Here is a 23,305-nt window from a genome sequence, read left to right as displayed (position 1 = left end):
GCAAAGTCCGGAAGCGGACGATGCCGGTACAGACCCGGTACACAATCGCCTTCGCGGCGGGACGGGCCCCCCTACTCGTCGCGCGCGGCCGGGAGGTGGGGCAGCCGGTCGGCGGCGACGACGCCTTCGAGGTATCCGCGAGCCCGTTCGGTACGCGGATAGGCCTCCAGGAGCCGCCAGAAACGCGGCCCGTGGCCGGGTACGAGCAGGTGGGCGAGCTCATGGAGAAGGACGTAGTCGACGACGTACTCGGGCATGCCCTGCAGCCGGTGCGACAGACGGATGCTGCCCTCGGAGGGGGTGCACGAGCCCCAGCGGGTGTTCTGGTTGGTGACCCAGCGCACCGACGCGGGCCGCGCTCGGCCCTCGAAGTAGTGGGCCGACAGCCGCTCGGCGCGCTCGGCCAGCTCGGTGTCACCGAGCACCCGTTTGCTTTCCTGGGCGGCCAGCTTGTCGAGCATGACGGTCACCCAGCGCTGCTCCTCCGCCTCGGACATGCGGGCGGGGATGAGCACGACGGTGCGATCGCCCTCGCGGTACGCGGAGACTGTTCTGCGCCGTCGGGCACTCCTGCGGACCTCGATCGCGCTCGCCCCCGAACCGCTCGGCGGCGGGCTCGTCATGCTGCGCTTGGATTTGGCGGCGCTGTGCAGTGGGTCGGCGGGCACGCCCCGACGTTACCCGCTGCACATGGGGGAAGTCCCGCCCCCGGGACGGTTCGATGCCGATCCGCACTCCGCGCGTTGGATTTGTACGACGAACGGTGCCGCCTGTGGACAACTTTCGGCGGGGCTCGACGGGTACGGGCATGCTGGCGATCGGTCCGTGGTGCGCCGGTCGCACCGCGGACATACGGGACGTTCCACGGTCTACGGGGGTAGGTCATGCATCCGATCGTGAAGCCCGCGCTGCGGCGCGGCTGGCGGGATCTCAACACCGTGCAGTTCGGAATGGCACCGGCGCACGCGATGGTGCTGGGCCCGATGGACACGGCGACAGGCAGCTTCCTCGATCTGCTCGACGGGACACGCGGAATGCCGCTGCTGCGCGAGCAGGGCCGTGCGATGGGGCTGCCGGACGGCCATGTCGACGGACTGGTGGACCGGCTGGCCCGGTCGGGCCTGCTGGACGACGCGACCGGAGGCGGCCCGGCCGCGGACGCGTTGCGTGAGCGGAAGGAGGTCATGGACCGGCTGCGATCCGACCTCGCCTCCCTCTCCCTCGTCGCTCGCGAGCCGGCCGGGGCCGTCGAGCGCCTGGCCGCCCGCCGCTGTCTGCGCGTGCAGGTGCGGGGCGCCGGCCGGGTGGGGGTCGTCCTGGCAGCGCTCCTCGCGGGCGCGGGTGTCGGCGAGGTCGAGGTGCGTGACCTGGGCCGCGTCGAGCCGTGGGACGTGGCGCCGGGCGGCCTTCCCGTCGAGTCCGTCGGTGAGCGCAGGGAGGACGCCGCGCGGCGGGCGGTGCGCCGAGCGGCGCCGGACCGTCCGCCGCGGGCCTCCTCCAAGGAGAGGGAGGGGGAGGAGACCCGCGGGCTGTCCCTGGTGATCCTCACTCCCCGGGACGGCCTCGGCGTCCACGCGCCGGACCCCGTGTCGGCCGAGAGCCTGATCGCGTCGGGGACGCCCCACCTCTACGCGGGTGTGGTCGAGGCGACCGGGATCGTGGGGCCCTTGGTCCTGCCGGGCGACACCGGCTGCGCCGGCTGTCTGGACCAGCAGCGCACCGACCGGGATCCGACCTGGCCGCGTCTGGTCGCGCAGTGGCGTTCGGGGCGGCAGCGCCGCGTGGCGGCTTGCGATCTCGCTCTGGCCTCGACGGTCGCCGCACTCGCCGCGAGCCACGCGCTCGCCTTTCTGGACGGAGATCAGCCCTCCAGCGCGGGGGCCCGCTGGGAGGCGTCGCTCCCGGGATGCGACTGGCACGCGAAGCCGGTTCGGGCACATCCCGGCTGTCCCTGCGGGACCGCGGAGAAAACAAAAGAGGAGCGGGCCCCCGAGGACGGCGAAGAGCACGAGACAATGGCGGGGCAACAGCCGCACGCGACACGGCTTGCTGGGACCTGGAGGGCGCATGTCTGATCTTCCCCGGAAGGCAGTCACCCGTACTGCCAAACTGGCCGCGCTACCGCTCGGCTTCGCCGGGCGTGCGACCTGGGGACTCGGGAAGCGGATCGGCGGAAAGTCGGCCGAGATCGTGGGCCGCGAGCTTCAACAGCGGACGGCCGAGCAGCTCTTCAAGGTGCTCGGGGAGCTGAAAGGCGGTGCGATGAAGTTCGGGCAGGCCATGTCCGTCTTCGAGTCGGCACTGCCGGAGGAGGTCGCGGGTCCCTATCGGGCGGCGCTGACGAAGCTCCAGGACGCCGCGCCCCCCATGCCGACCCGCACGGTCCACTCCGTACTGGAGGAGAGGCTCGGCGCGAACTGGAACGAACTGTTCACGGAGTTCGAGGACAAGCCGTCCGCGGCGGCCTCGATCGGCCAGGTGCACCGGGCGGTGTGGCACGACGGACGTGAAGTCGCGGTCAAGGTGCAGTACCCGGGGGCGGGCGAGGCCCTCCTGTCCGATCTGACCCAACTCGGCCGCTTCGCCCGGCTACTCGGTCCCCTGATCCCCGGTATGGACATCAAGCCGCTCATCACGGAGCTGCGCGACCGGGTCTCCGAGGAGCTCGACTACGGCTTGGAGGCGCAGGCCCAGGCGGCGCACGCCGAGGAGTTCGCGGACGACCCGGACGTCATGGTGCCGGCGGTGGTCCACCAGTGCGAGCAGGTCCTCGTGACCGAGTGGATCGACGGGGTGCCGCTGTCGGAGGTGATCACCGACGGCACGCAGGAGCAGCGGAACCGTGCAGGTCAGTTGCTGGCCCGCTTCCTCTTCTCCGGCCCCGCCCGCACCGGCCTGCTGCACGCCGATCCGCACCCGGGCAACTTCCGTCTCCTGCCGGACGAGAAGAGCGGCTGGCGCCTGGGCGTCCTGGACTTCGGCACGGTGGACCGGCTTCCCGGCGGCCTGCCCCAGCCGATCGGCGATTCCCTCCGCATGACCCTGGACGGTGACGCCGAGTCGGTCTACGGACTGCTCTGTGAGGAAGGCTTCGTCAAGGAGTCGATAGAGCTCGAGCCCGACGCGGTCCTGGACTACCTGCTGCCGATCATCGAACCGGCCCAGGCGGACGAGTTCACCTTCACCCGGGGCTGGATGCGCAGCCAGGCCGCCCGCATCGCCGACCCCCGCTCCCCCGCCCACCAGTTGGGCCGGCAGCTGAATCTGCCGCCGGCGTACCTCCTCATACACCGTGTGACTCTCAGCACCATCGGTGTGCTGTGCCAGCTCGGCGCGACGGTCCGCCTGCGCGACGAACTGGAGGAGTGGCTGCCGGGGTTCGTGCCGGAGGAGGAGCTGGAGGACGAGGAGCTGGACGAAGAGGTCGCGGCCGCCGAGGCGTGAGTGGCGCCCGGGATACGGCCCGCTGGCGGGCAGTTGTCGAACCGGGTCGCCGGTGGACCCCCTGTCGTAGCGGGTCTACCACCAGTCCGAGTCGAGACGACCCTCGATCGCTCTGAGGTTGCTGCGGGCGCAGTTGTCGCAGAAGTAACAGCGGGTGCCGTTCTCGACGGAGCAGGTCCATGTCGGCTGGGGGCCGTCGGCCGTGGTGCCGCAGCGGGCGCACACGATCTTCTGGGCTTCGCCCGCGTCGGACCGCGGTGGGGAACCGGTGCTGTCACTGTCTTCGGGAAGACTCGTCACTCGGGCGACGATATCGCCGCGATCGGCTGTTCGCCCGGCACAACGCACCGCGGGGGCCGGTCCGAACGGACCGACCCCCGCGGGATTCAATGCCTGCGACTGCTACGGCTGCTGAGACGACGTGCGTCGACTACTGCATGACCGCCATGGCCAGCGCGCGCCGGGCTCGCATCGAAGCGCGCTCGGCCCTGCGCTGCATGCGGCGAGCGGTCGCCAGGCGCACGGCCCGGCGTTCCTGCTCGGCCTGGTGCAGTCGCTCGTGCATATGCGCACGAGCCAAGGCTTCTGGGATGAGTTGCATCTCTCGGGTCCTGTTCTGACGCGAGTCGTTCGCGCCGGTGGAGGTGAAGTCTGAGGTCGCGGAACCTGCGGGCTCGCTCGTGGACGGCTTCATCGGGGCCTGCTTCTTGGGGTCGTTCGTCAGGGGACGGTCGATCGTTCCTCGGATGTTCATGCCGCAACCGGGTTCTTGCGCGGGCGGCCACGCGGCCGCTTGCGGGCCACGACAACACCCTGGACGAAGAGCTCGCCACCCCAGACGCCCCAGGGCTCACGCCGCTCCTTGGCGCCGGCGAGGCAGGCCTCCATCAGCGGGCAGGTACGGCAGAGGGACTTGGCGTACTCGACGTCGGCCGGCGACTCGGCGAAGAAGACCTCCGGGTCGTAGGAACGGCAGGGGACGGGTACGCCGAGGTTCTCGATGGCGTCGTCGAGCGCGGTGAGCGCAGTGAGCGGGATCAAGGTGGAGTCCTCCGTGAGGCCGGGCGGGGGGATCGTTTCGGAAGGCGGTACGGACGGGGCGTGCGCTTCGAGTTGCACGGTTCGTCTTCCTCGTCTGGTCGTGCCGGCCGGGTTGGCCGGTTGGCGGCTGGTACCGGGTTCTTTTCTTGTCCCGAGGCCCCTTCGCTCCGCTGTCCCCGGTCGGGGACAAACAGAAGGGCCGCGGATCCCGGGTGGGGTTCCGCGGCCCTGAAGGCGCCGGCCTGATCGAGAATCAGGCTGGATCACTCCAGGGTTCAGGCCCACGGAAGGCCCACATCGTGTGCTGCTGCTTCGTCTGCTTCAGGGATCCGGCACCGGCTGCCGCAAAGGCATAGGCATGCGCCTCTGCCACTACTGCCGCTTCCAGTGCCTGGGTCGGTCGCTCATTGCGCTCACGGATGGGAAGACCCGCGAGAGACACGGAGGACGCCGGCCGGACGGCAGGAATGCCGGACAGACTGGTGCCCACGTTTGAGACGCCGAGCATGCACGTGGAGACGACGACCGAGCGATCGGTCATTTTCACGGTGTTGATGAAGCTGGTGTTGATGCTGATCACTGGAATCGCCTCCTCTCGGCGTCTTGGGGGACCGGTGCGAGCCGGTCCGACGGCTATTAAGTACAGCACGGAACCAGGGCCTTGGAGAAGGCCGCTGCTGCCGTGGTTAAGAACCTATGGGGATTGCTGGGGCATGCGCAAACTATTTTTTCGACGAGTTTGAATCAATCACCCTCGCCGTCTCCCTCAACCTCGCGACCTGCGCAGATGGCCAGAACATCGGCTCCGAAGCGGTTGAGTTTGCGCACACCGACCCCGGGGATCCGCGCGAGCTCGCCTTCGTCGTCCGGCGCGGTCTCCGCGATCGCCATCAGCGTCTTGTCGGTGAAGACGCAGAACGCGGGCTGCCCGCTGCGCTGCGCCTGCACCGCGCGCCACTCGCGCAACCGCTCGTAGAGACCCTCGTCCATGTCGGAGGGGCAGCCCTCGCAGCGCATCAGCTTCATCTCACCGGCGTCGGTGAGCGTGCGGCCGCAGACCCGGCAGCGCGCCGGGGTCCGGCCGGTGCGCCGGACGGCGGCGACGCCGCTGCTTCCGGTGCCTCGCTCGATTCCTCCCGAGGCACCGCCACCGCCACGGCCCGCCGTGGCGACGGAGCCGGGACGCAGACCGTCCAGGAACCGGCTGGGGCGTCGGCCCGCGCGGCCGCCGGGTGAGCGGGACAGGGCCCAGGAGACGAAGAGGTGTTCTCTGGCGCGGGTGACGCCGACGTAGAGGAGGCGGCGCTCCTCCTCGATCTGCTCGTCGGTCTTTGCGTAGGTGATCGGCATCATGCCCTCGGCCACACCGACCAGGAAGACGACGTCCCACTCCAGGCCCTTGGCGGAGTGCAGGGAGGCGAGGGTGACACCCTGCACCGTCGGGGCGTGCTGGGCGCTCGCGCGTTCGTCGAGCTCGGCCACCAGGTCGCCGAGCGTCGCGCCGGGCTTGGCGGTCGCAAAGTCCTGTGCGAGGTTCACCAGGGCGGCCAGCGACTCCCAGCGCTCTCTGACCGCGCCGGAGCCGGCCGGGGGCTTGCTGGTCCAGCCCTCGCCCGAGAGCACCGCTCGGACCTGCGAGGGCAGGTCGATGACATCGTCGAGCAGCGAGTCGTTGCCGCCGAAGCGGGCCGCGGCACGCAGGGCCGCGCCCGCCTTGCGCACCTCGGGGCGGTCGAAGAACCGCTCGGCGCCGCGGAGCTGGTAGGGCACACCGGCGTCGGCGAGGGCCTGCTCGTAGATCTCGGACTGGGAGTTCGTGCGGAACAGGATCGCGATCTCACCGGCGGGGACGCCCGAGGCGACGAGGTCGCGGATGCGGCGGGCGGCGCCCTCGGCCTCGGTGGGCTCGTCCGTGTACTCGGCGTAGACGGGCTCGGCGCCCGGGGGACGCTGGGAGATCAGTTCCAGGCGGTGGTCGGCGGCGCGTCCGCGGGCCTGGGAGAGCAGGCCGTTGGCGAGGTGGACGACCTGGGGCGAGGAGCGGTAGTCGCGGACGAGCTTGACGACGGTGGCTCCGGGATGGCGGGTGCGGAAGTCGAGAAGATGGTCCGGCGTTGCACCGGTGAACGAGTAGATCGTCTGGCTGGCGTCACCGACCACGCAGAGGCTGTCCCGCTCGCCGAGCCACAGCTCCAGGAGCCGCTGCTGGAGCGGGCTGACGTCCTGGTACTCGTCGACCACGAAGTGCTGGTACTGGGAGCGGACCTGTTCGGCGATGTCGTGGCGGTCCTGCAGGACGGCGACCGTCAGCAGCAGGACGTCCTCGAAGTCGATGACCGCGCGGTCGCGCTTGAGGTCCTCGTAGGCGGAGTAGATCTGGGCGATCTCGGCCGGGTCCCGGGGGGCTTCGCGGCCGGCCCGGGCGGCGGCCGCGAAGTAGTCGGCGGGGATCGTCTGGGTGACCTTGGACCACTCGATCTCGCCGGTGACGTCCCGCAGCTCCCCCCGGTCGAGGCGGATACGGCAGGTGGCCGCCGCGTCCGCGACGAGCTGGATCTTGCGGTCCACGAGCCGGGGCAGACTGCCACCGACGGCTTTCGGCCAGAAGTACTGGAGCTGGCGCAGCGCGGCGGAGTGGAAGGTGCGGGCCTGGACTCCTCCGGCGCCGAGCTGGCGCAGGCGGCCGCGCATCTCGCCCGCGGCCCGGTTGGTGAAGGTGACCGCGAGCACGCTGGAGGGCTGGAGGATCCCCGCGCGCACCCCGTAGGCGATGCGGTGGGTGATCGCGCGCGTCTTGCCCGTACCGGCGCCGGCCAGCACACACACCGGACCGTGCAGGGCGGTGGCGACCTCGCGCTGCTCGGGGTCGAGCCCGTCGAGCACCGCGTCGGCCGTGTCCGGAACCTGCGGGAAGAGGGTGGAGTGCGTTGCTGCTGTCACCCCGCCATGCTGCCAGGTCTGCGGAGACGGATGAGCCGGTTGTCCACAGGGAGGCGCCTGCAGTCGTATCAATGCGGCGAGCGTCACGTCTCAGTGCGGCAAGCGTCACGTCCGCCCCCGTGCGACGGGGTCCCTTCTCGGCCATCCCTCGGGGGCGCACCCGTGCCCTGCCGCGGCCGTCGCACCTGCGGCGCGGTGCGGTGCGGTGCGGTGCGGCGAGCATCACGTCCCGGTCGGCGCGACCGATACCCCCCACGGGAATGGCGACCGGGTGACCTGCGTTCCACTGGCAGCGACCACGCACCCGAAGCCGTGAAGGAGCGCATTAGACATGCAGGGCACTGTGACGATGTACAGCACCACGTGGTGCGGTTACTGCCGTCGGCTCAAGAGCCAGATGGACCGCGAGGGCATCACGTACAACGAGATCAACATCGAGCAGGACCCGCAGTCCGCGGCGTTCGTCGAGAAGGCGAACGGCGGAAACCAGACGGTTCCCACCGTTCTCTTCCCGGACGGTTCGACACTCACGAACCCTTCGCTCGCGCAGGTCAAGCAGAAGATCGGCGTCTGACCGCGTCAGGCTAGGTGCCCCCGCGTCGGCAGGGGCTTGCCGTACCAGAGTTCGATCAGGCGGGCCGCGATCGAGATTCCGTAGGGAGGCAGCACCTCCCCGGACTCGAACGCGGCCCGCAGGTCGTCCCGGGAGAACCAGCGGGCTTCCTCGATCTCCTCGCCGTCGACGTCGATCTCCGACGAGGTGGCGCGGGCTCTGAAGCCCAGCATGAGGCTGGAGGGGAACGGCCAGGGCTGGCTGGCGACGTAGTCGACCTCGCCGACCGTGACGCCCACCTCCTCGAAGACCTCGCGGCGTACGGACTGCTCGATCGACTCGCCGGGCTCGACGAAGCCCGCGAGAGTGGAGAAGCGCCCTTCGGGCCAGTGCACCTGGCGGCCGAGCAGGATGCGGTCCTCGTCGTCGGTGACGGCCATGATCACGGCCGGGTCGGTGCGCGGGTAGTGCTCGGCACCGCAGGCGGGGCAGCGGCGGATGTGACCGGCGGCCGCGATGACCGTGCGCTCACCGCAGCGGGAGCAGAAGCGGTGCAGCCGCTGCCAGTTCTCCAGCGCGACCGCGTGCACCATCAGCCCGGCGTCGCGCGGGGACAGCAGCAGACCGGCCTCGCGCAGGCCCGCCGGGCGGGCGGACTGGTCGATACGGCCGGGGAGCGTGTCCTTCTGGAGCGCGAAATAGCTCACCCCGTCGTCGTCCGTGCCCAGGAAGTAGCGGTGCGCCTCGGTGAGCGGGGCCTCGAACGAGGGCGTCATCAGCAGTTCGGTGGTGCCGTCGGCCGTCTCGTCGATGAGCACCTGCCCGCCGGAGACCACGAAGACACGGGTCGTGGGGTGGCTCCACGCCGCCGCGAGCCAGGCCTCGTCGAGCCGGTGGTGGGCGGCCCGGTCGATGCCGCTCGGCGCGGTGAGCGAGATGGGACGGTCGGCGCTGTGGTCGGTCCAGGTGGTCACGGGTGCTTCCAACTCCCCCGGTGGAACGGTTATTTCGACAGGCGGTTCAGCAGGACGGGCGGGCGGTGTGCTCTTGAGGGTGTCGATCGGCTTGTTCAGTGTGTCTCGCGCCAGTTCTCGGCCAGGTCGCCCCACAGGTAGGCGGTCGTTTCGACGCCCTTCATGAGGAGATCGAGTTCGACCTTCTCGTTGGGGGCGTGCCAGCCGTCGGAGGGAACGGAAATGCCCAGGAAGAGCACCGGGGCGCCGAGGACTTCCTGGAGGTCGGCCGCCGGTCCCGAGCCGCCTTCGCGGGTGTAGCGGATCGGCTGCTCGAAGGCGCGGCCCATGGCGCGTACGACGGACTGCAGGGCTGGGTGGTCCAGGGGCGTCAGGCACGGGCGCGTGGCCGCGCCGAACGTGATCTCGTGCCGGATGCCGTCGGGTACCTGCTCGGCCGCCCAGGCGCGCACGGCCTTCTCGATGTGGTCCGGGTCCTGTCCGGCGACCAGCCGGAAGGAGAGCTTCACCAGGGCCGAGGACGGAATGATCGTCTTGCTGCCGGGGCCCTGGTAGCCGCCGCCGATGCCATTGACCTCGGCGGTCGGGCGGGCCCAGACGCGCTCGAGGGTGGTGAGCCCGGCCTCCCCGTGGGTAGCGGTCGACTTGGCCGTGCGCAGCCACCGCTCCTCGTCGAAGGGCAGCTCGGCGAAGAGTTCGCGCTCGCGGTCGGTGAGCTCGGTGATGCCTTCGTAGAAGCCGGGGACGGCCACGCGCGCGTGCTCGTCGTGCAGCGCGGCGACCAGGCGGGCGGCCGCGGTGGCCGGGTTGGGCACGGCGCCGCCGAACGATCCGGAGTGGATGTCCTGCTCGGGCCCGCGCAGCTCGATCTCGCACTCGGCGAGGCCCCGCATGCCCGTGCAGACCGTGGGGGTGTCCTCGGACCACATGCCGGTGTCGGAGACGATCACGGCGTCGGCCGCGAGCCGCTCCGCGTGCTGTTCGACGAGGTCGCGGAAGTGCGGGGAGCCGGACTCCTCCTCGCCTTCGATCAGCAGCTTGAGGTGCACGGCCGGGGTGGTGCGCCCGCTGGCGGCGAGGTGGGCCCGGACGCCGAGTGTGTGAAAGAACACCTGGCCCTTGTCATCGGCGGCCCCGCGCGCGTGGAGGCGATTGCCGCGGATCACCGGCTCGAAGGGCTCGGTGTCCCAGCCGTCCTCACGGGCGGCCGGCTGCACGTCGTGGTGCCCGTAGACGAGGACCGTGGGCGCGTCGGGGTCCTCGGAGGGCCACTCGGCGAAGACGGCCGGGGCGCCCGCGGTCGGCCAGACCTCGCTGGTCGGGAAGCCGGTCGCCCGGAGTTCGGCGGCGAGCCAGTCGGCGCTGCGTGTCACGTCCGCCGCGTGGTCGGGCTGAGCGGAGACCGAGGGGATGCGCAGCCACTCGGCGAGGTCGTCGAGGAAGGCGGCCCGGTGGGTCTCGATGTATGCGCGGACGGTGCTGACGGCGTTGTCAACGGGCTTGCTCATGTTCATGAGCCTATCCGCCCACAGAGGCGCGTTCGTCCGGCGGTTCTCCGGGAGCCTCGTCCCGCGGACCTGCCGGGTCCTCCGTGAGCAGCCGCTCCAGTGCGGCACGGTCCGGGAGTCCGTCCGGTCGTACGACCTCGCCGCCGCGGACGTACAGGAACGCGACCGTGACGGATTCCAGGGGCACGCCCTGCTGCTCGGCCCAGGCCAGTCGGTACAGCGCGAGCTGGAGAGGGTCGGCGGTGCGAGCGTGACTGGTCTTCCAGTCGACGATCTCGTACGTCGTCCCGTCGCCGTCGTGATTCCTGTAGACGGCGTCGATCCGGCCGCGGACGACCCGCCCGGCGATCGCGAGCTGGAAGGGCGCCTCGACGCGGTATGGAGTGCGGTGCGCGTAGGGAGAGCGTTCGAAGGCGTCCTTCAAGGCCTCCAGGTCCCGCTCGTCGGCGATCTCCGCCTCGCCGCCCGGCAGCTCCTCGGGCTCGAGCATCGGCAGCCGCAGCTCTTCGAAGCGGGACTCCACCCAGGCGTGGAAACGCGTGCCCCGGCGCGCGGCGGGCTGCGGGGGGCGCGGCATGGGCCGGGCGAGCTCCTGGGCGAAACCGTCCGGGTCGTCGGCCAGGCGCAGCAGCTGGGAGGCGGTGAGCGACGCCGGCAGGGGTACGTCGGTGACGCTCGCGCGGGCGCGCAGGAGCTCTCCGGTCAACGCGTCCAGGTCGCGGTCCCAGGAGGCGAGGGTGCGGGCCTCTTCGGGAGTGAGGCGACCGTGCTCGGTCTCCCGGGGGTGCGGACGGGCGGCCGGGGCCGGGCCCTGGGCCTGGTGCGGGACCGTCGGGCGTCCGCTCCGGTGATCGGCCGGGCGGTCCCCAGGTCGATCCGTCGTCCAGGAGTCCCAGTCGGAGTCGTCGCCCCCGGACAGGGCGCTCTCCGTGAAGTCGCCCTCCGGGAAAGCGTCCTCGGGGAAGTCGCCTTCGGGGAAATCGTCTTCGGGGAGGTCGTCCTCGTCGTAGGGGCCGATGTCGTCCTCCGGCGGAGGCGGCCATTCCGGGTCGTCGTACGAGGCGGGGTCGTGGGCGGCGGGCCGGCGTCCGTCGGCCCCCGGGTGGGCCTCGTCGTGGGACGCGACCCGCTCCAGGTGGGCGAGTACGGTCTCCGCCGCCGCGCGGCGGCGGGCGAGGGCCGTGTCGTCGAGCGGGAGCGGCCAGGCGTGGTCGGCGGCCGCCTCGTGCAGGGCCGGGTTCTCCTCGTCCTCCGCCGGTTCGTCCGCCCAGGCCTCGATCTCGCCGTGTCCGGCCGCGCAGTGGTCGTGGAGGGCGTGCAGGAAGGCCGAGGGGCCGCGCGGCCGCTTCTGGGAGGGGCCCCACCAGTGGCCGGAGCCGAGCAGGAGCGAGCGAGGGCGGGTGAACGTGACGTAGCCGAGGCGCAGTTCCTCGGTGTGCTGGTGCTCTTTCATGGCCTCGTGGAAGGCCTTGACGCCCCTGGCGTCCCAGGTGTCGATGTCGGGCAGCGTGTCGGCGTCGCCGCGCAGCTCGTGCGGCAGGACCTTGCCCTGGGCGGTCCACTTCTCGCGGCCCTGGCTGCTGGGAAAGGTGCCGTTGACGAGGCCGGGTACGGCGACCACGTCCCACTCCAGGCCCTTGGACTTGTGCGCGGTGAGCACCTTGACGGTGTTCTCGCCGCCGGGCAGGGCGTTGTCCAGGCCCTTCTCGTACTGCGCGGCGGTGCGCAGGAAGCCGAGGAAGGCCAGCAGGCTCGCCTCGTGGTCACCGGAGGCGAAGGACGCGGCGACGTCCAGGAAGTTCGACAGTGTCTCGCGCCGCCGGGCGGCCAGGGCGTGCGGGGACGCCGAGAGCTCGACCTCCAGTCCGGTGACGGCGAGCACTCGGTGCAGGACGTCCATCAGGGGGTCGGCGAGTGAGCGGCGCAGGTCGCGCAGCTCGGCGGCGAGCCGGGCGAACCGCACGCGCGCGTCCGGCGAGAAGGGCAGCCCGTCGTCGTCCCCGGCGGCCCCGATGGGCGTCTCCAGGAAGGTGTCGAGGGCGTCCGCGAGCGATATCACCTCGGCCGGGTCGACCCCCTCGACGGCCGCGGCGAGCCGGCGGTCCGGGTCGTCGTCGGCTCCCACGCGCGCGTGGGACACGAGCAGACGTGCGCGGCGCCCGAGGAGGGCGAGATCGCGCGGGCCGATCCGCCAGCGCGGGCCGGTGAGCAGACGGACGAGGGAGGCGTTCGCTCCGGGGTCCTGGAGGACCTCGCAGACGGCGACGAGGTCGGCCACCTCGGGCAGGTGCAGCAGACCGGAGAGGCCCACCACCTCCACGGGGATGTCGCGGGCGACGAGTGCGCCCTGGATCTCGGCGAAGTCGGTGGCGGTGCGGCACAGGACGGCGATCTCGGCGGGTGCCTTTCCGGTGCGTACGAGATGGGCGATCGAGTCGGCGAGCCAGTCGATCTCCTCGGCGTGGGTGCGCAGCAGCGCGCAGCGCACCAGGCCGTCCCGCTCGGCTCCGGGGGCGGGCCGCAGTGCCTCCACACCCGCGTGCATGGCGCGCAGCGGCTCCGCGAGGCCGTTGGCGAGGTCGAGGAGGCGGCCACCACTGCGGCGGTTCTCACTGAGCGACTGGCGGGTCGCGGGCTGGCCGTCGGGGCGCGCGAAGTGCTCGGGGAAGTCGTCGAGGTTGGCCACGGAGGCGCCGCGCCAGCCGTAGATCGCCTGGCAGGGGTCGCCGACCGCGGTCACGGGGTGCCCCGTGCCGCCGCCGAACAGTCCGGCGAGCAGGACACGCTGGGCCACCGAGGTGTCCTGGTACTCGTCCAGCAGGACGACCCGGAACTCGTCGCGCAGGATCTCCCCGACCTCGGGACGGGTGCTGGCCAGGGTGGCCGAGAGGGCGATCTGGTCACCGAAGTCGAGGAGGTCGCGTTCGCGTTTGGCCGCGCGGTAGCGGCCCACCAGCTCGGCGAGTTCACGCCGGGCGGCGGCGGCCTCGGGGATCTTGCGCAGGTCCGCGTTGGTGAGTCTGGCGCTCTCCAGGGTGCGCAGCAGCTCGGCGTCGTAGGCGCGCAGGTCCTCCGCCCGTACGAGGTGTTCGGCGAGCTCGGAGTCGAGTGTCAGGAGGTCGCCGACCAGGTCCGGAAAGGAGCGGGTCAGTGCCGGATACGGGCCCGGCGCCTCGCGCAGCACGCGTGCGGCTAGCTGGTAGCGGGTGGCGTCGGCGAGCAGGCGGGACGTCGGTTCGAGCCCGATGCGCAGGCCGTGATCGGTGAGCAGGCGGCCCGCGAAGGCGTGGTAGGTGGAGATGACCGGCTCGCCCGGCGGGTTGTCGGGGTCGATGACGTCCGGGTCGGTGACGCCCGCCTTGACCAGCGCCTTGCGGACGCGCTCGGCGAGTTCGCCCGCCGCCTTGTTGGTGAACGTCAGGCCGAGGACCTGCTCGGGGGCGACCTGTCCGGTGCCGACCAGCCACACCACGCGTGCCGCCATCACCGTGGTCTTGCCCGAACCGGCTCCGGCCACGATCACCTGCGGGGCGGGCGGTGCGGTGATGCACTCCGTCTGCTCCGGGGTGAACGGGATGCCGAGGAGCTCCTTGAGCTGCTCGGGGTCGGTGATACGGGCGGGCATGTCGCAGAGGCTAGCGGCGCCCGCTGACAGCGGTGGCCACATCGGCGTCCGGGGCGGAAGAAGCGCTGGTCAGCACGGGTGGTGCCGTACGTCACGTCGGTGACGTCACACCCTCGGCCCGCCCGGACCGGCAGCCCCGCGGTCCGGCCCGAAACCCGGAACCCGGCGGCCGGAGGCGCACGGTGCCGGCTCCGGGACCTGTCACTCCCTGTCACTCGATGACCTGACGTCCCTCCGGCCGGGCACTGCAGGACGCCTGGAACGAGCAGTGCGTGCAGTGCTGTCCCGTCGTCGGCGAGAACCGTTCGTCGAGGACCTTGCCGGCGGCGTTCGCCAGGAGGTCGCCGACCCACTCGCCCTCCAGCGGCTCCTGAGCCTGCACCTTGGGGAGGGTCTCACCGCCGTTCTTCTTGGCGGCTCCCTGGCGGAGCTGGACCAGCTCGGCGCCGCCGGGTTCGGGGCGTACGCCGTCGAAGACGTCGTCCACGGCGCCTTCGCCGACGGCGAGCTGATAGACGGCGAGCTGCGGATGGTGGGTCACCTCGGCGGCGCTCGGCGCCTGTTTGCCGGTCTTGAAGTCGACCACGTAGGCGCGGCCCTCGGTGTCCGCCTCGACGCGGTCCATGGAGCCGCGGATGCGTACTTCGTAGGAGCCCGCTTCGAGGGTCACGTCGAAGTCGTGCTCGCTGGCCACCGGCGTACGGCCGGTGCGGTCCATGACGTGCCACTTCAGGAAGCGTTCGAGCGCCACGCGCGCGTGCTCCTTCTCCTGCGCGGACTTCCAGGGCGCGTCGAAGGCGAGCGCGTTCCACACGGAGTCGAGGCGCTCCATGAGGACGGCGAGGTCGGCGGGGGTGCGTCCGGACGCGACCTCGTCAGCGAGGACGTGCACCACGTTGCCGAAGCCCTGGGCGGCTGTCGCGGGCGCGTCGGCCTTCACCTCCCGCCCCAGGAACCACTGCAGGGCACAGGTGTTGGCGAGTTGATCGAGGGCGCTTCCGGAGAGCACGACGGGCTGGTCGCGGTCGCGCAGCGGGATCTTGCTCTCCGTCGGCTCGTACATGCCCCACCAGCGGTAGGGGTGCGCGGAGGGGACCAGCGGGCGGCCGTCCTCGTCGGCGAGCGCGGCGAGCCGGGCGAGGCGGACCGCCGCGGCCTGCCTGAGGCTCTCCGAGACGCGCGGGTCGACCGTGGTGGCGCGCAGTTCGGCGACCAGTGCGGCGACGGACAGGGGGCGCCGCGGACGGCCGGTCACGTCCTTGGGTTCGACGCCGAGTTCGGTGAGGAAGCGGGAAGGCTGGTCGCCGTCGTCGGCGGGCGCCTTCACGGCGGTCACGACGAGGCGTTCACGCGCGCGCGTGGCCGCCACGTAGAACAGACGGCGTTCTTCGGAGAGGAGTGCCCCGGGGGTGAGGGGCTCGGCCAGCCCGTCCCGTCCGATGCGGTCGGCCTCCAGCAGGGATCCGCGGCGGCGCAGATCCGGCCACAGGCCCTCCTGGACGCCCGCCACGACGACGAGGCGCCACTCCAGGCCCTTGGAGCGGTGCGCCGTCATCAGGCGTACGGCATCGGGGCGGACGGCCCTGCGGGTGAGCGTGTCGGCCGCGATGTCCTCGGCGTCGATCTCCTCCAGGAAGTTCAGGGCACCACGGCCTCCCGTGCGCTCCTCCGCGCGCCCGGCGGTCGCGAACAGCGCGCACACGGCGTCGAGGTCCCGATCGGCGTTGCGCCCGGCCGCGCCGCCGCGCCGGGCGGCCCGCTCCAGGCGCTGCGGCCAGGGTGTCCCCTCCCACAGGTCCCAGAGGGCCTCCTCGGCCGTCCCGCCGCCCGCGAGTCGCTCACGCGCCTTGCGCAGCAGCGCGCCGAGGCGCTGGGCCCCTCGGGCGTACGCCGGATCGTGCGCTACGAGCCGCTCCGGCTCGGCCAGCGCGCGGGCGAGCAGGTCGTCGGACGGCGGCGGTACGAGGTTCCCGGCGGCACGTTCCTCCTCCCGCAGCGCCCGCCCCAGGCGCCTCAGGTCGGCGGCGTCCATGCCGGCGAGCGGTGAGGCGAGGAGGGTGAGCGCGGTCTCGGTGTCGAGCCAGCACGCGTCGCGCACGTCGGCGGCGCCCTCACTCGGGTCGCCGTCCTGACGCAGGCCGACGCCTTCGGGGACCTCGATGACGGCGACGTCCTCCGGCTCACCGGCACCGTCGGTGACCTCCGCCTCATCGGCACCACCGGGAGCCTCGGGAACTCCGGGAACTGCGACGGCCTCGGGCACTGCGGCGGCCTCCGCATCCGCGCCCTCGGAGCCCTCAGTGGTCTCAGCGGCCTCAGCGACCTCGGGAGCGTCAGCGTCTTCGGGGACATCGGCACGAGTCTCGACGGCGGCACCGGACACCCCGTCCGCGCCCGACTCGGCCCGGGCCACCGCCCGCAGCGCCGTCAGCAGCGGCGCGACCGCGGGTTCGTGCCGCAGGGGCAGATCGTCGCCGTCGATGTCGAGGGGCACGCCCGCGGACGTGAGCGCCCGCCGGATCGTGGGGATCGTCCGGGAACCGGCGCGCACCAGGACGGCCATCTCGCCCCAGGGAACGCCGTCCTCCAGGTGGGCGCGGCGCAGGATGTCCGCGATGTTGTCGAGCTCCGTGCCGGACGTCGGGTACGTGTAGACCTCGGCACGTCCCCCGTCCCGCACCGGGGACAGCTCGCGGTGGGCGCGCACCTTCTCCGACGGCAGGCGGGTCAGCGGCATGCGCTGGGTGAGCAGGCGGGTCGCGGCCAGCAGGGCGGCGCCCGAGCGGCGGGACGTCCCGAGGACCTCGACCGGAGCCGGGCGGCCGTTCGCGCGCGGGAAGGCGTCGGGGAAGTCCAGGATGCCGTTCACGTCGGCGCCCCGGAAGGCGTAGATCGACTGGTCGGGATCACCGAAGGCGACGAGGGTGCGCCCGCCGCCGACGAGGGCGCGCAGCAGCCGTACCTGCGCGGGGTCGGTGTCCTGGTACTCGTCCACGTAGACGGCGTCGTACCGCACCGCGAGCCGCCCGGCGACCTCGGGACGCCGGGCGAGGAGCACCGCGCGGTGGACCAGTTCCGCGTAGTCGAGGACTCCCTGCATGTCGAGGACGTCGAGGTACTCGGCGAGGAAGGCGGCCGCCGCGCCCCAGTCCGGGCGGCCTATGCGCCGCGCGAAGGCCTCCAGGGCGTCGGGGCCGAGCCCGAGCTCCCGGCTGCGGGCGAGGACCGCGCGGACCTCGTCGGCGAAGCCGCGCGTGGTCAGGCAGGCGCGCAGTTCGTCCGGCCAGCGCACATGGGCGAGGCCCAGCCGCTCCAGGTCGGGCTGACCCGCGAGGAGCCCGCGCACGGCCACGTCCTGCTCGGGGCCGGACAGCAGCCGCAGCGGCTCCACGAACAGGTCGCTGTCCTGGTGGGCGCGGACCAGGGCGTAGCAGAAGGAGTGGAACGTGGTGGCCTGAGGGGCTCGGGCGGCTCCTATGCGCAGCGCCATACGGTCGCGCAGCTCGACGGCCGCCTTGCGACTGAACGTGAGCACGAGGATGCGTTCCGGGTCGCCGCCGCGTGCGATCCGGGCGGCCACGGATTCGACGAGCGTGGTCGTCTTGCCCGTACCGGGACCCGCGAGCACGAGCAGCGGACCGCTCGCGTGGTCAACCACCGCGCGCTGTCCTGCGTCAAGACGAGGGGGATCCAACCGGGCCGGCGGAGTGCGCACCAGCCGGTACGCGCCACGGGCCCCCTGACGCACCGGGGGGTGCGTCAGGCGCCTGGTGGAAGAAGTGGAGCTCACGTGGTTCGCCGGTCCTGGTGGTCGTACTGGTTGGCGGACAGCCGCGCGTGGAAGGCGGTGACCGCGGGGTGAGGGGGACGCGCGCCGACGACGCTACGCCGGTACGGCTCACGGAAGGAGGGCTTCCGATTCTTCCCTCACGCCACGTGCGTCCCCGGTTTCACGAACGTACGGCATGTCACGGATGTGCCTCGTTTCCCTCATACGGGCTCCAGTTTCCCCCTCCGCCCCGTGAATGCCGGAAGCTGTCAGGTGTGACCTTCCGCGCGTTCGCCGCCGTCCCATCGCGCCCGTCTCATGTCGACGCGTGGCAGATGCCCCTCGGAGGCCCGGCTCGCCTCCTTAAGAGGCGTACCTTCGGCGCGGTAGTGGGCCAGCGCGTCCAGCTCGTGGCCGGGGAGCAGCACACCGTCGGCGCGTATGACCCGCCACCACGGAACCGCTCCTCCGTAGAGGGCCATCACCCTGCCCACCTGGCGCGGCCCGCCCTCTTCCAGCCATTCGGCGACGTCGCCGTACGTCATGACGCGCCCGTGCGGGATCAGCTCAGCGACCTCAAGGACCCGCTCCGCGTACTCCGGCAGGGCATCCGCCGGAAGGCTCTCCTCGCTCATCCGCCCCATCCTGCCCCACCCCACCGACAACGTGACCTGACGGCGACCGTGCGTATCCCCCGCCCCGGAGTGACGCTCGGCGCACACTGCAGGTCCCGCATTTGCACCCTGATGCCCCCGTGTGTCGGTCGGGCATGCCACCATCGTGCGGGCGGTGACTGGTGATACGAGATCAAGAAGAGACCATGAGGCAGCAGGGCGTGCACCCCGAAGACGCGGAGGGCGCCTCCGCTGCCTCGTCACGCCCGGACACCGGCGGCGTCGACGAGAAGGACACGGACGGCGGGACGAACGAGTCCTCCGCCGTGACGAACGAAACCGCTGACGGCGAGGGCGGGGAATCCCCTCCCAGGACCCACGGAACAGCGTCCCGGACGCACGGGGACGAGAAGCGGCAGGTCAAGCCGGACGCGGACTGCGCCGACGAGGCGCACACCGACGAGGTCGAAGGCGACGAACCGCTGCTCCCCGCGCGCGTGCACCGTCCGTCCGACCTGATGCGGCTCCTGGTCGGCGTTCTCGCCATCGTGGTGCTGCTCGCCATCGCCGCGTTCGCGCACGGCACCACCTCGGGCCTCGAACAGGACATCAACAAGGGCACCGGGCAGGCACCCGATCTGCTGATCAAGATCGCGGGGCTGGCCTCGAGCATCGCGATCCTGCTCGTACCCGTTGCTTTCGCCATCGAGCGACTGATCAAGCGGGACGGACTTCGCATCGCCGACGGTGTCCTCGCCGCGGTCCTCGCGCACGGAGTGACACTCGCCACGGACCTCTGGGTCGCGAAGGGCGCCCCGGACTCCATCCAGGAGGCGCTCACCCAGCCCTCGCCAGGTGACATCCACGCCCTGACCGACCCGGTGCACGGCTATCTGGCACCGGTCATCGCCTATATGACGGCCGTCGGCATGTCCCGCAGACCACGCTGGCGCGGGGTGCTCTGGGTCGTCCTGCTCCTCGACGCCTTCTCCATGCTGGTGACCGGCTACACGACCCCGTTCTCGATCATCCTGACGGTGCTGATCGGCTGGACCGTCGCCTACGGGACGCTGTACGCGGTCGGCTCACCGAACGTGCGGCCCACCGGGCGGACGCTGATGGCGGGCCTTCGGCACGTCGGCTTCCACCCGGTCAGCGCGGCCCGCGAAGAGGCTCCGGAGACCGCGGAGAGCGGCGACCGCGGCCGACGCTACTTCGTCACCCTGGAGGACGGTCCACCGCTGGACGTCACGGTCGTCGACCGCGAGCAGCAGGCGCAGGGCTTCTTCTACCGCGTCTGGCGCCGTCTGACGCTGCGCGGCATCACCACGCGCCGCAGCCTCCAGTCACTGCGCCAGGCCCTCGAACAGGAAGCGCTGCTCGCGTACGCGGCCATCGCGGCCGGCGCCAACGCGCCCAAGCTGATCGCGACCTCCGAGCTGGGCCCCGACGCCGTGATGCTCGTCTACGAGCACACCGGCGGCCGCACCCTCGACTCGCTGCCCGACGAGCTCATCACCGACGATCTGCTGCGCGACACCTGGCATCAGGTCCAGGCACTGCAGTCCCGGCGCATCGCGCACCGCCGGCTCGCGGGCGACGCGATTCTGGTGGATCGTTCCGGCACGGTGATCCTCACCGATCTGCGCGGCGGCGAGATCGCGGCGGGCGATCTGCTGCTGCGCATGGACATCGCCCAGCTGGTGACCACCCTCGGGCTGCGCGTGGGCGCCGAGCGGGCGGTGGCATCGGCGGTCGGCGTGCTCGGACCGGACGCGGTCGCGGACTGTCTGCCCCTGCTCCAGCCGATCGCGTTGACGCGCTCCACGCGCGCGACGCTGCGCAAACTCGCCCGGGAGCGCTCGCAGCGCGAACGCGATGCGGTGCTGGAGGCCTCGCAGCAGGCCAAGCTCGCCCGCGCCGAGGAGGCGAGGGAAGCCGCCGCACCCGTGCCGGAGAAGCCCGGCAAGAAGGCCGTACGCGCGGAACAGCGCGCCGAGAAGCGGGCGATCGACGAGGCCCTGGACGAGGCGCGCGAGGAGGACCTGCTCACCCAGATCCGCCACCAGGTGCTGCTGATCAGACCGCAGGCTCCGGTCGAACCGGCCCGCCTGGAGCGCATCCGGCCGCGCACACTGATCAGTTTCATCGCCGGCGCCATCGGCGCGTACTTCCTGCTCACACAGCTGACCCACACCCCGTTCGGCACCCTTTTCGACAACGCCGAATGGGGCTGGGTCGCCGCGGCGGTGCTGTTCTCGGCGCTGAGCTACTTCGCGGCGGCGATGAGCCTGCTGGGCTTCGTACCGGAGCGGGTGCCTTTCCTTCGGACCGTGGCCGCGCAGGTCGCCGGTTCGTTCGTGAAGATCGTGGCGCCCGCCGCGGTCGGCGGCGTCGCCCTCAACACACGCTTCCTGCAGCGTGCCGGCGTACGGCCCGGACTCGCGGTGGCGAGCGTCGGCGCGTCGCAGCTGTTCGGGCTCGGCTGTCACATCCTGATGCTGCTCTCCTTCGGCTATCTGACCGGTACGGAGAAGACACCGTCCCTGTCGCCGTCCCGCACGGTCATCGCGGGTCTGCTGACCGTCGCGGTACTCGTCCTCGTGGTGACGTCGGTGCCACTGCTGCGCAAGTTCGTCTCCACACGCGTGCGGTCGCTGTTCGCGGGCGTCGTACCGCGCATGCTCGACGTGCTGCAGCGGCCGCAGAAGCTCATCACCGGCATCGGCGGCATGCTGCTGCTGACCGCCTGCTTCGTGATGTGCCTGGACGCGTCGATCCGCGCGTTCGGCAACGAGGAGACGACCTCCCTCAGCCTCGCCAGTGTCGCCGTCGTCTTCCTCGCCGGCAACGCGCTGGGTTCGGCGGCACCGACCCCCGGTGGCATCGGCGCGGTCGAGGCGACCCTCACCGTCGGCCTGATCGCCGTCGGGCTCCCGAAGGAGGTCGCGGCGCCCGCGGTGCTGCTGTACCGGCTGCTGACGCTGTGGATTCCGGTGCTGCCCGGATGGCTGTACTTCAACCATCTGACACGCAAGGGCGCGCTCTAGCGGTCCGCGCGGGGACCGGCCGTACGCGCCTCGGCCCACCGCGCAGGACCGCCTTGTGCGCGGCTCGGCCCACCTCGTAGGGCCGCCTCGTGCACGCCCGGCCCACCGTGGCCGGACCGCCTCGTACCTGCCCCGCCCCACCGGGTACGAGCCCCGCGGTGCGTCCTCACCCACACGGCTCGTGCCCCGAGCGCCCCACCCCGCGCGCCCGCAGGATGGGGAGCATGCCGAACCCGCCTCAGCTGCGCGCCGCTGCCCTGACCGCCACCGCCGTCCTGCTGACCTCGTGGGTGTCCGGCTGCAGCAGCGACTCCGAGGACGAGGATCTGACGGCGCAGAAGCTGAACTGGAAGGCGTGCCCGGCGCCGTCCGAGGCAGAGGGCGGCGGCAGCGCCCCCTCTCCCCTGCCGGGCGGTACGGAGTGGCAGTGCGCCACCTTGAAAGTGCCCCTCGACTGGGCCAAGCCCAAGGGCGACACGATCGGGCTCGCCCTCATCCGGGCGAAGACGAGCGGCGCGCCGAGCAAGCGCATCGGCTCGCTCATCTTCAACTTCGGCGGCCCCGGCGGCTCGGGCGTCACCACCCTGCCCACCTTCGGAAAGGACTACGCCGCCCTGCGCACCCGATACGACCTGGTGAGCTTCGACCCGCGCGGTGTCGGCCGCAGCGCGGGCGTGAAGTGCGAGAACGACCGGCAGCTCGACGAGTACTTCCAGCAGGACGCCACTCCGGACGACGCCGCCGAACAGCAGGAACTCCTGCAGAACACCAGGACGTTCAACGCGGCGTGCGAGAAGAACTCCGGCAAGGTCCTCCCTCATGTGCGCACCACGGACGCGGCCCGCGACATGGACCTGATGCGGCAGGTGCTCGGAGACGACAAGCTGCACTACTTCGGCATCTCGTACGGCACCGAACTGGGCGGGGTCTACGCCCACTTGTTCCCCAAGAACGTGGGCCGTGCCGTCTTCGACGGGGTCGTCGACCCGACCCAGAACCCGGAACAGAGCTCCCTCGGTCAGGCCAGGGGCTTCCAGCTCGCGCTCGACAACTTCGCCGAGGACTGCACCTCGAAGGTCGAGGACTGCCCCATCGGCGACACCGCGCAGGACGTCAAGGACCGCATCGCCAAACTGCTGAAGGACCTCGAGACCAAGCCGATCCCCGGCGTCTTCCCGCGCGAGCTCACCCAGACCGCCGCGACCAGCGGCATCGCGCAGTCGCTGTACTCCAAGGACTTCTGGGAGTACCTGACGGAGGGACTTCAGCAGGCGTACGACGGCGACGGCAGGGTGCTGATGCTGCTGTCGGACTCCATGAACGGACGCAGCGAGAACGGCCAGTACAGCAACATTGCCGCGGCGAACGTCTCCATCAACTGCGCCGACGACAAGCCCCGTTACACCGCGGATCAGGTGCAGTCGATCGTTCCGGAGTTCCGGGCCGCCTCCCCGCTGTTCGGGGACTATCTGGCTTGGGGCATGGTCAGTTGCACCGACTGGGCCGTGGCGGGAGCCGCCGACCACCCGGACGTCAGCGCCCCCGGCTCGGCACCCATCCTCGTGGTCGGCAACACCGGCGACCCCGCCACACCGTACGAGGGTGCCCGTGCGATGGTGGGCGCGCTCGGCGAGGGCGTCGGTGTCGAGCTGACGTACAAGGGCCAGGGGCACGGAGCCTACGACAGCAAGAACAAGTGTGTGCAGGGTGCCGTGAACGGCTATCTGCTGCAGGGCAAGGTGCCGTCGAGCGGCACCGTTTGTTCCTAGAAAATCGCAGGTCAGAGC

The 23,305-nt window shown here is 71.6% G+C and carries 16 protein-coding genes; 5 read left to right on the top strand and 11 right to left on the bottom strand.

The window, feature by feature from the left end:
* Window positions 1–71 precede the first annotated feature (71 nt).
* On the bottom strand, window positions 72–668 hold the full coding sequence (locus tag ACWD68_RS34825; protein WP_451810455.1) for a M48 metallopeptidase family protein: 597 nt from the start codon (window positions 666–668) through the stop codon (window positions 72–74).
* Window positions 669–884: 216 nt separating this feature from the next.
* Between ACWD68_RS34825 and ACWD68_RS34820 the strand changes: the two genes are divergently transcribed.
* Both ACWD68_RS34820 and ACWD68_RS34815 read left to right on the top strand, forming a co-directional pair.
* The gene (locus tag ACWD68_RS34820; protein ID WP_451810454.1) at window positions 885–2,075 is read left to right on the top strand and encodes a TOMM precursor leader peptide-binding protein; all 1,191 of its coding nucleotides are present in this window, start codon (window positions 885–887) and stop codon (window positions 2,073–2,075) included.
* Entirely contained in the window at window positions 2,068–3,444 is a 1,377-nt protein-coding gene (locus ACWD68_RS34815) for an ABC1 kinase family protein (RefSeq protein WP_451810453.1), read from the top strand. Before ACWD68_RS34820 ends, ACWD68_RS34815 begins: the two co-directional genes overlap by 8 nt.
* A 75-nt stretch (window positions 3,445–3,519) precedes the next feature.
* Here the strand turns inward: ACWD68_RS34815 and ACWD68_RS34810 are convergent, their stop codons facing one another.
* The 5 genes from ACWD68_RS34810 to ACWD68_RS34790 form a co-directional block, all read right to left on the bottom strand.
* A complete protein-coding gene (locus ACWD68_RS34810) occupies window positions 3,520–3,744 on the bottom strand; it encodes a hypothetical protein (protein WP_451810452.1) in 225 nt (74 codons plus the stop codon).
* A gap of 130 nt (window positions 3,745–3,874) precedes the next feature.
* The gene (locus tag ACWD68_RS34805; RefSeq protein WP_451810451.1) at window positions 3,875–4,198 is read right to left on the bottom strand and encodes a hypothetical protein; all 324 of its coding nucleotides are present in this window, start codon (window positions 4,196–4,198) and stop codon (window positions 3,875–3,877) included.
* Complete coding sequence (locus ACWD68_RS34800) at window positions 4,195–4,563, bottom strand: WhiB family transcriptional regulator (RefSeq protein ID WP_028802016.1); 369 nt, start codon at window positions 4,561–4,563, stop codon at window positions 4,195–4,197. Before ACWD68_RS34800 ends, ACWD68_RS34805 begins: the two co-directional genes overlap by 4 nt.
* 175 nt (window positions 4,564–4,738) lie before the next feature.
* A complete protein-coding gene (locus ACWD68_RS34795) occupies window positions 4,739–5,065 on the bottom strand; it encodes a hypothetical protein (protein WP_451810450.1) in 327 nt (108 codons plus the stop codon).
* A gap of 164 nt (window positions 5,066–5,229) precedes the next feature.
* Complete coding sequence (locus tag ACWD68_RS34790) at window positions 5,230–7,512, bottom strand: ATP-dependent DNA helicase UvrD2 (RefSeq protein WP_451810449.1); 2,283 nt, start codon at window positions 7,510–7,512, stop codon at window positions 5,230–5,232.
* 244 nt (window positions 7,513–7,756) lie between these two features.
* Between ACWD68_RS34790 and ACWD68_RS34785 the strand changes: the two genes are divergently transcribed.
* Entirely contained in the window at window positions 7,757–7,999 is a 243-nt protein-coding gene (locus ACWD68_RS34785) for a mycoredoxin (RefSeq protein WP_081219297.1), read from the top strand.
* Between the two features lie 5 nt (window positions 8,000–8,004).
* On the opposite strand, the gene nudC is transcribed toward ACWD68_RS34785, so the two are convergent.
* The 5 genes from nudC to ACWD68_RS34760 form a co-directional block, all read right to left on the bottom strand.
* Window positions 8,005–8,952 (bottom strand): NAD(+) diphosphatase, encoded by a 948-nt coding sequence (nudC, locus tag ACWD68_RS34780; protein ID WP_451810448.1) that lies wholly within the window; start codon window positions 8,950–8,952, stop codon window positions 8,005–8,007.
* Window positions 8,953–9,047: 95 nt separating this feature from the next.
* Entirely contained in the window at window positions 9,048–10,466 is a 1,419-nt protein-coding gene (locus ACWD68_RS34775; RefSeq protein WP_451810447.1) for a dipeptidase, read from the bottom strand.
* A 4-nt stretch (window positions 10,467–10,470) separates the two neighbouring features.
* Window positions 10,471–14,085 carry a UvrD-helicase domain-containing protein gene (locus ACWD68_RS34770; protein ID WP_451810446.1) on the bottom strand — a complete coding sequence of 1,205 codons (3,615 nt, stop codon included), beginning with the start codon at window positions 14,083–14,085 and terminating at the stop codon, window positions 10,471–10,473.
* Window positions 14,086–14,296: 211 nt separating this feature from the next.
* Window positions 14,297–17,875, bottom strand: a complete 3,579-nt coding sequence (locus ACWD68_RS34765) for an ATP-dependent helicase (RefSeq protein ID WP_451810445.1) — start codon at window positions 17,873–17,875, stop codon at window positions 14,297–14,299.
* Window positions 17,876–18,123: 248 nt separating this feature from the next.
* Window positions 18,124–18,489 carry an MGMT family protein gene (locus ACWD68_RS34760; RefSeq protein ID WP_451810444.1) on the bottom strand — a complete coding sequence of 122 codons (366 nt, stop codon included), beginning with the start codon at window positions 18,487–18,489 and terminating at the stop codon, window positions 18,124–18,126.
* Window positions 18,490–18,674: 185 nt separating this feature from the next.
* Between ACWD68_RS34760 and ACWD68_RS34755 the strand changes: the two genes are divergently transcribed.
* Together ACWD68_RS34755 and ACWD68_RS34750 are read left to right on the top strand one after the other, a co-directional pair.
* Complete coding sequence (locus tag ACWD68_RS34755) at window positions 18,675–21,518, top strand: lysylphosphatidylglycerol synthase domain-containing protein (RefSeq protein WP_451810443.1); 2,844 nt, start codon at window positions 18,675–18,677, stop codon at window positions 21,516–21,518.
* A 224-nt stretch (window positions 21,519–21,742) separates the two neighbouring features.
* Complete coding sequence (locus tag ACWD68_RS34750) at window positions 21,743–23,287, top strand: alpha/beta hydrolase (protein ID WP_451810442.1); 1,545 nt, start codon at window positions 21,743–21,745, stop codon at window positions 23,285–23,287.
* Window positions 23,288–23,305 lie beyond the last annotated feature (18 nt).

It is taken from the genome of Streptomyces sp. NPDC005141, from assembly GCF_053599975.1.
Note: the sequence above shows the minus strand (reverse complement) of the source record. Positions and strands in the feature narration are given on the sequence as shown.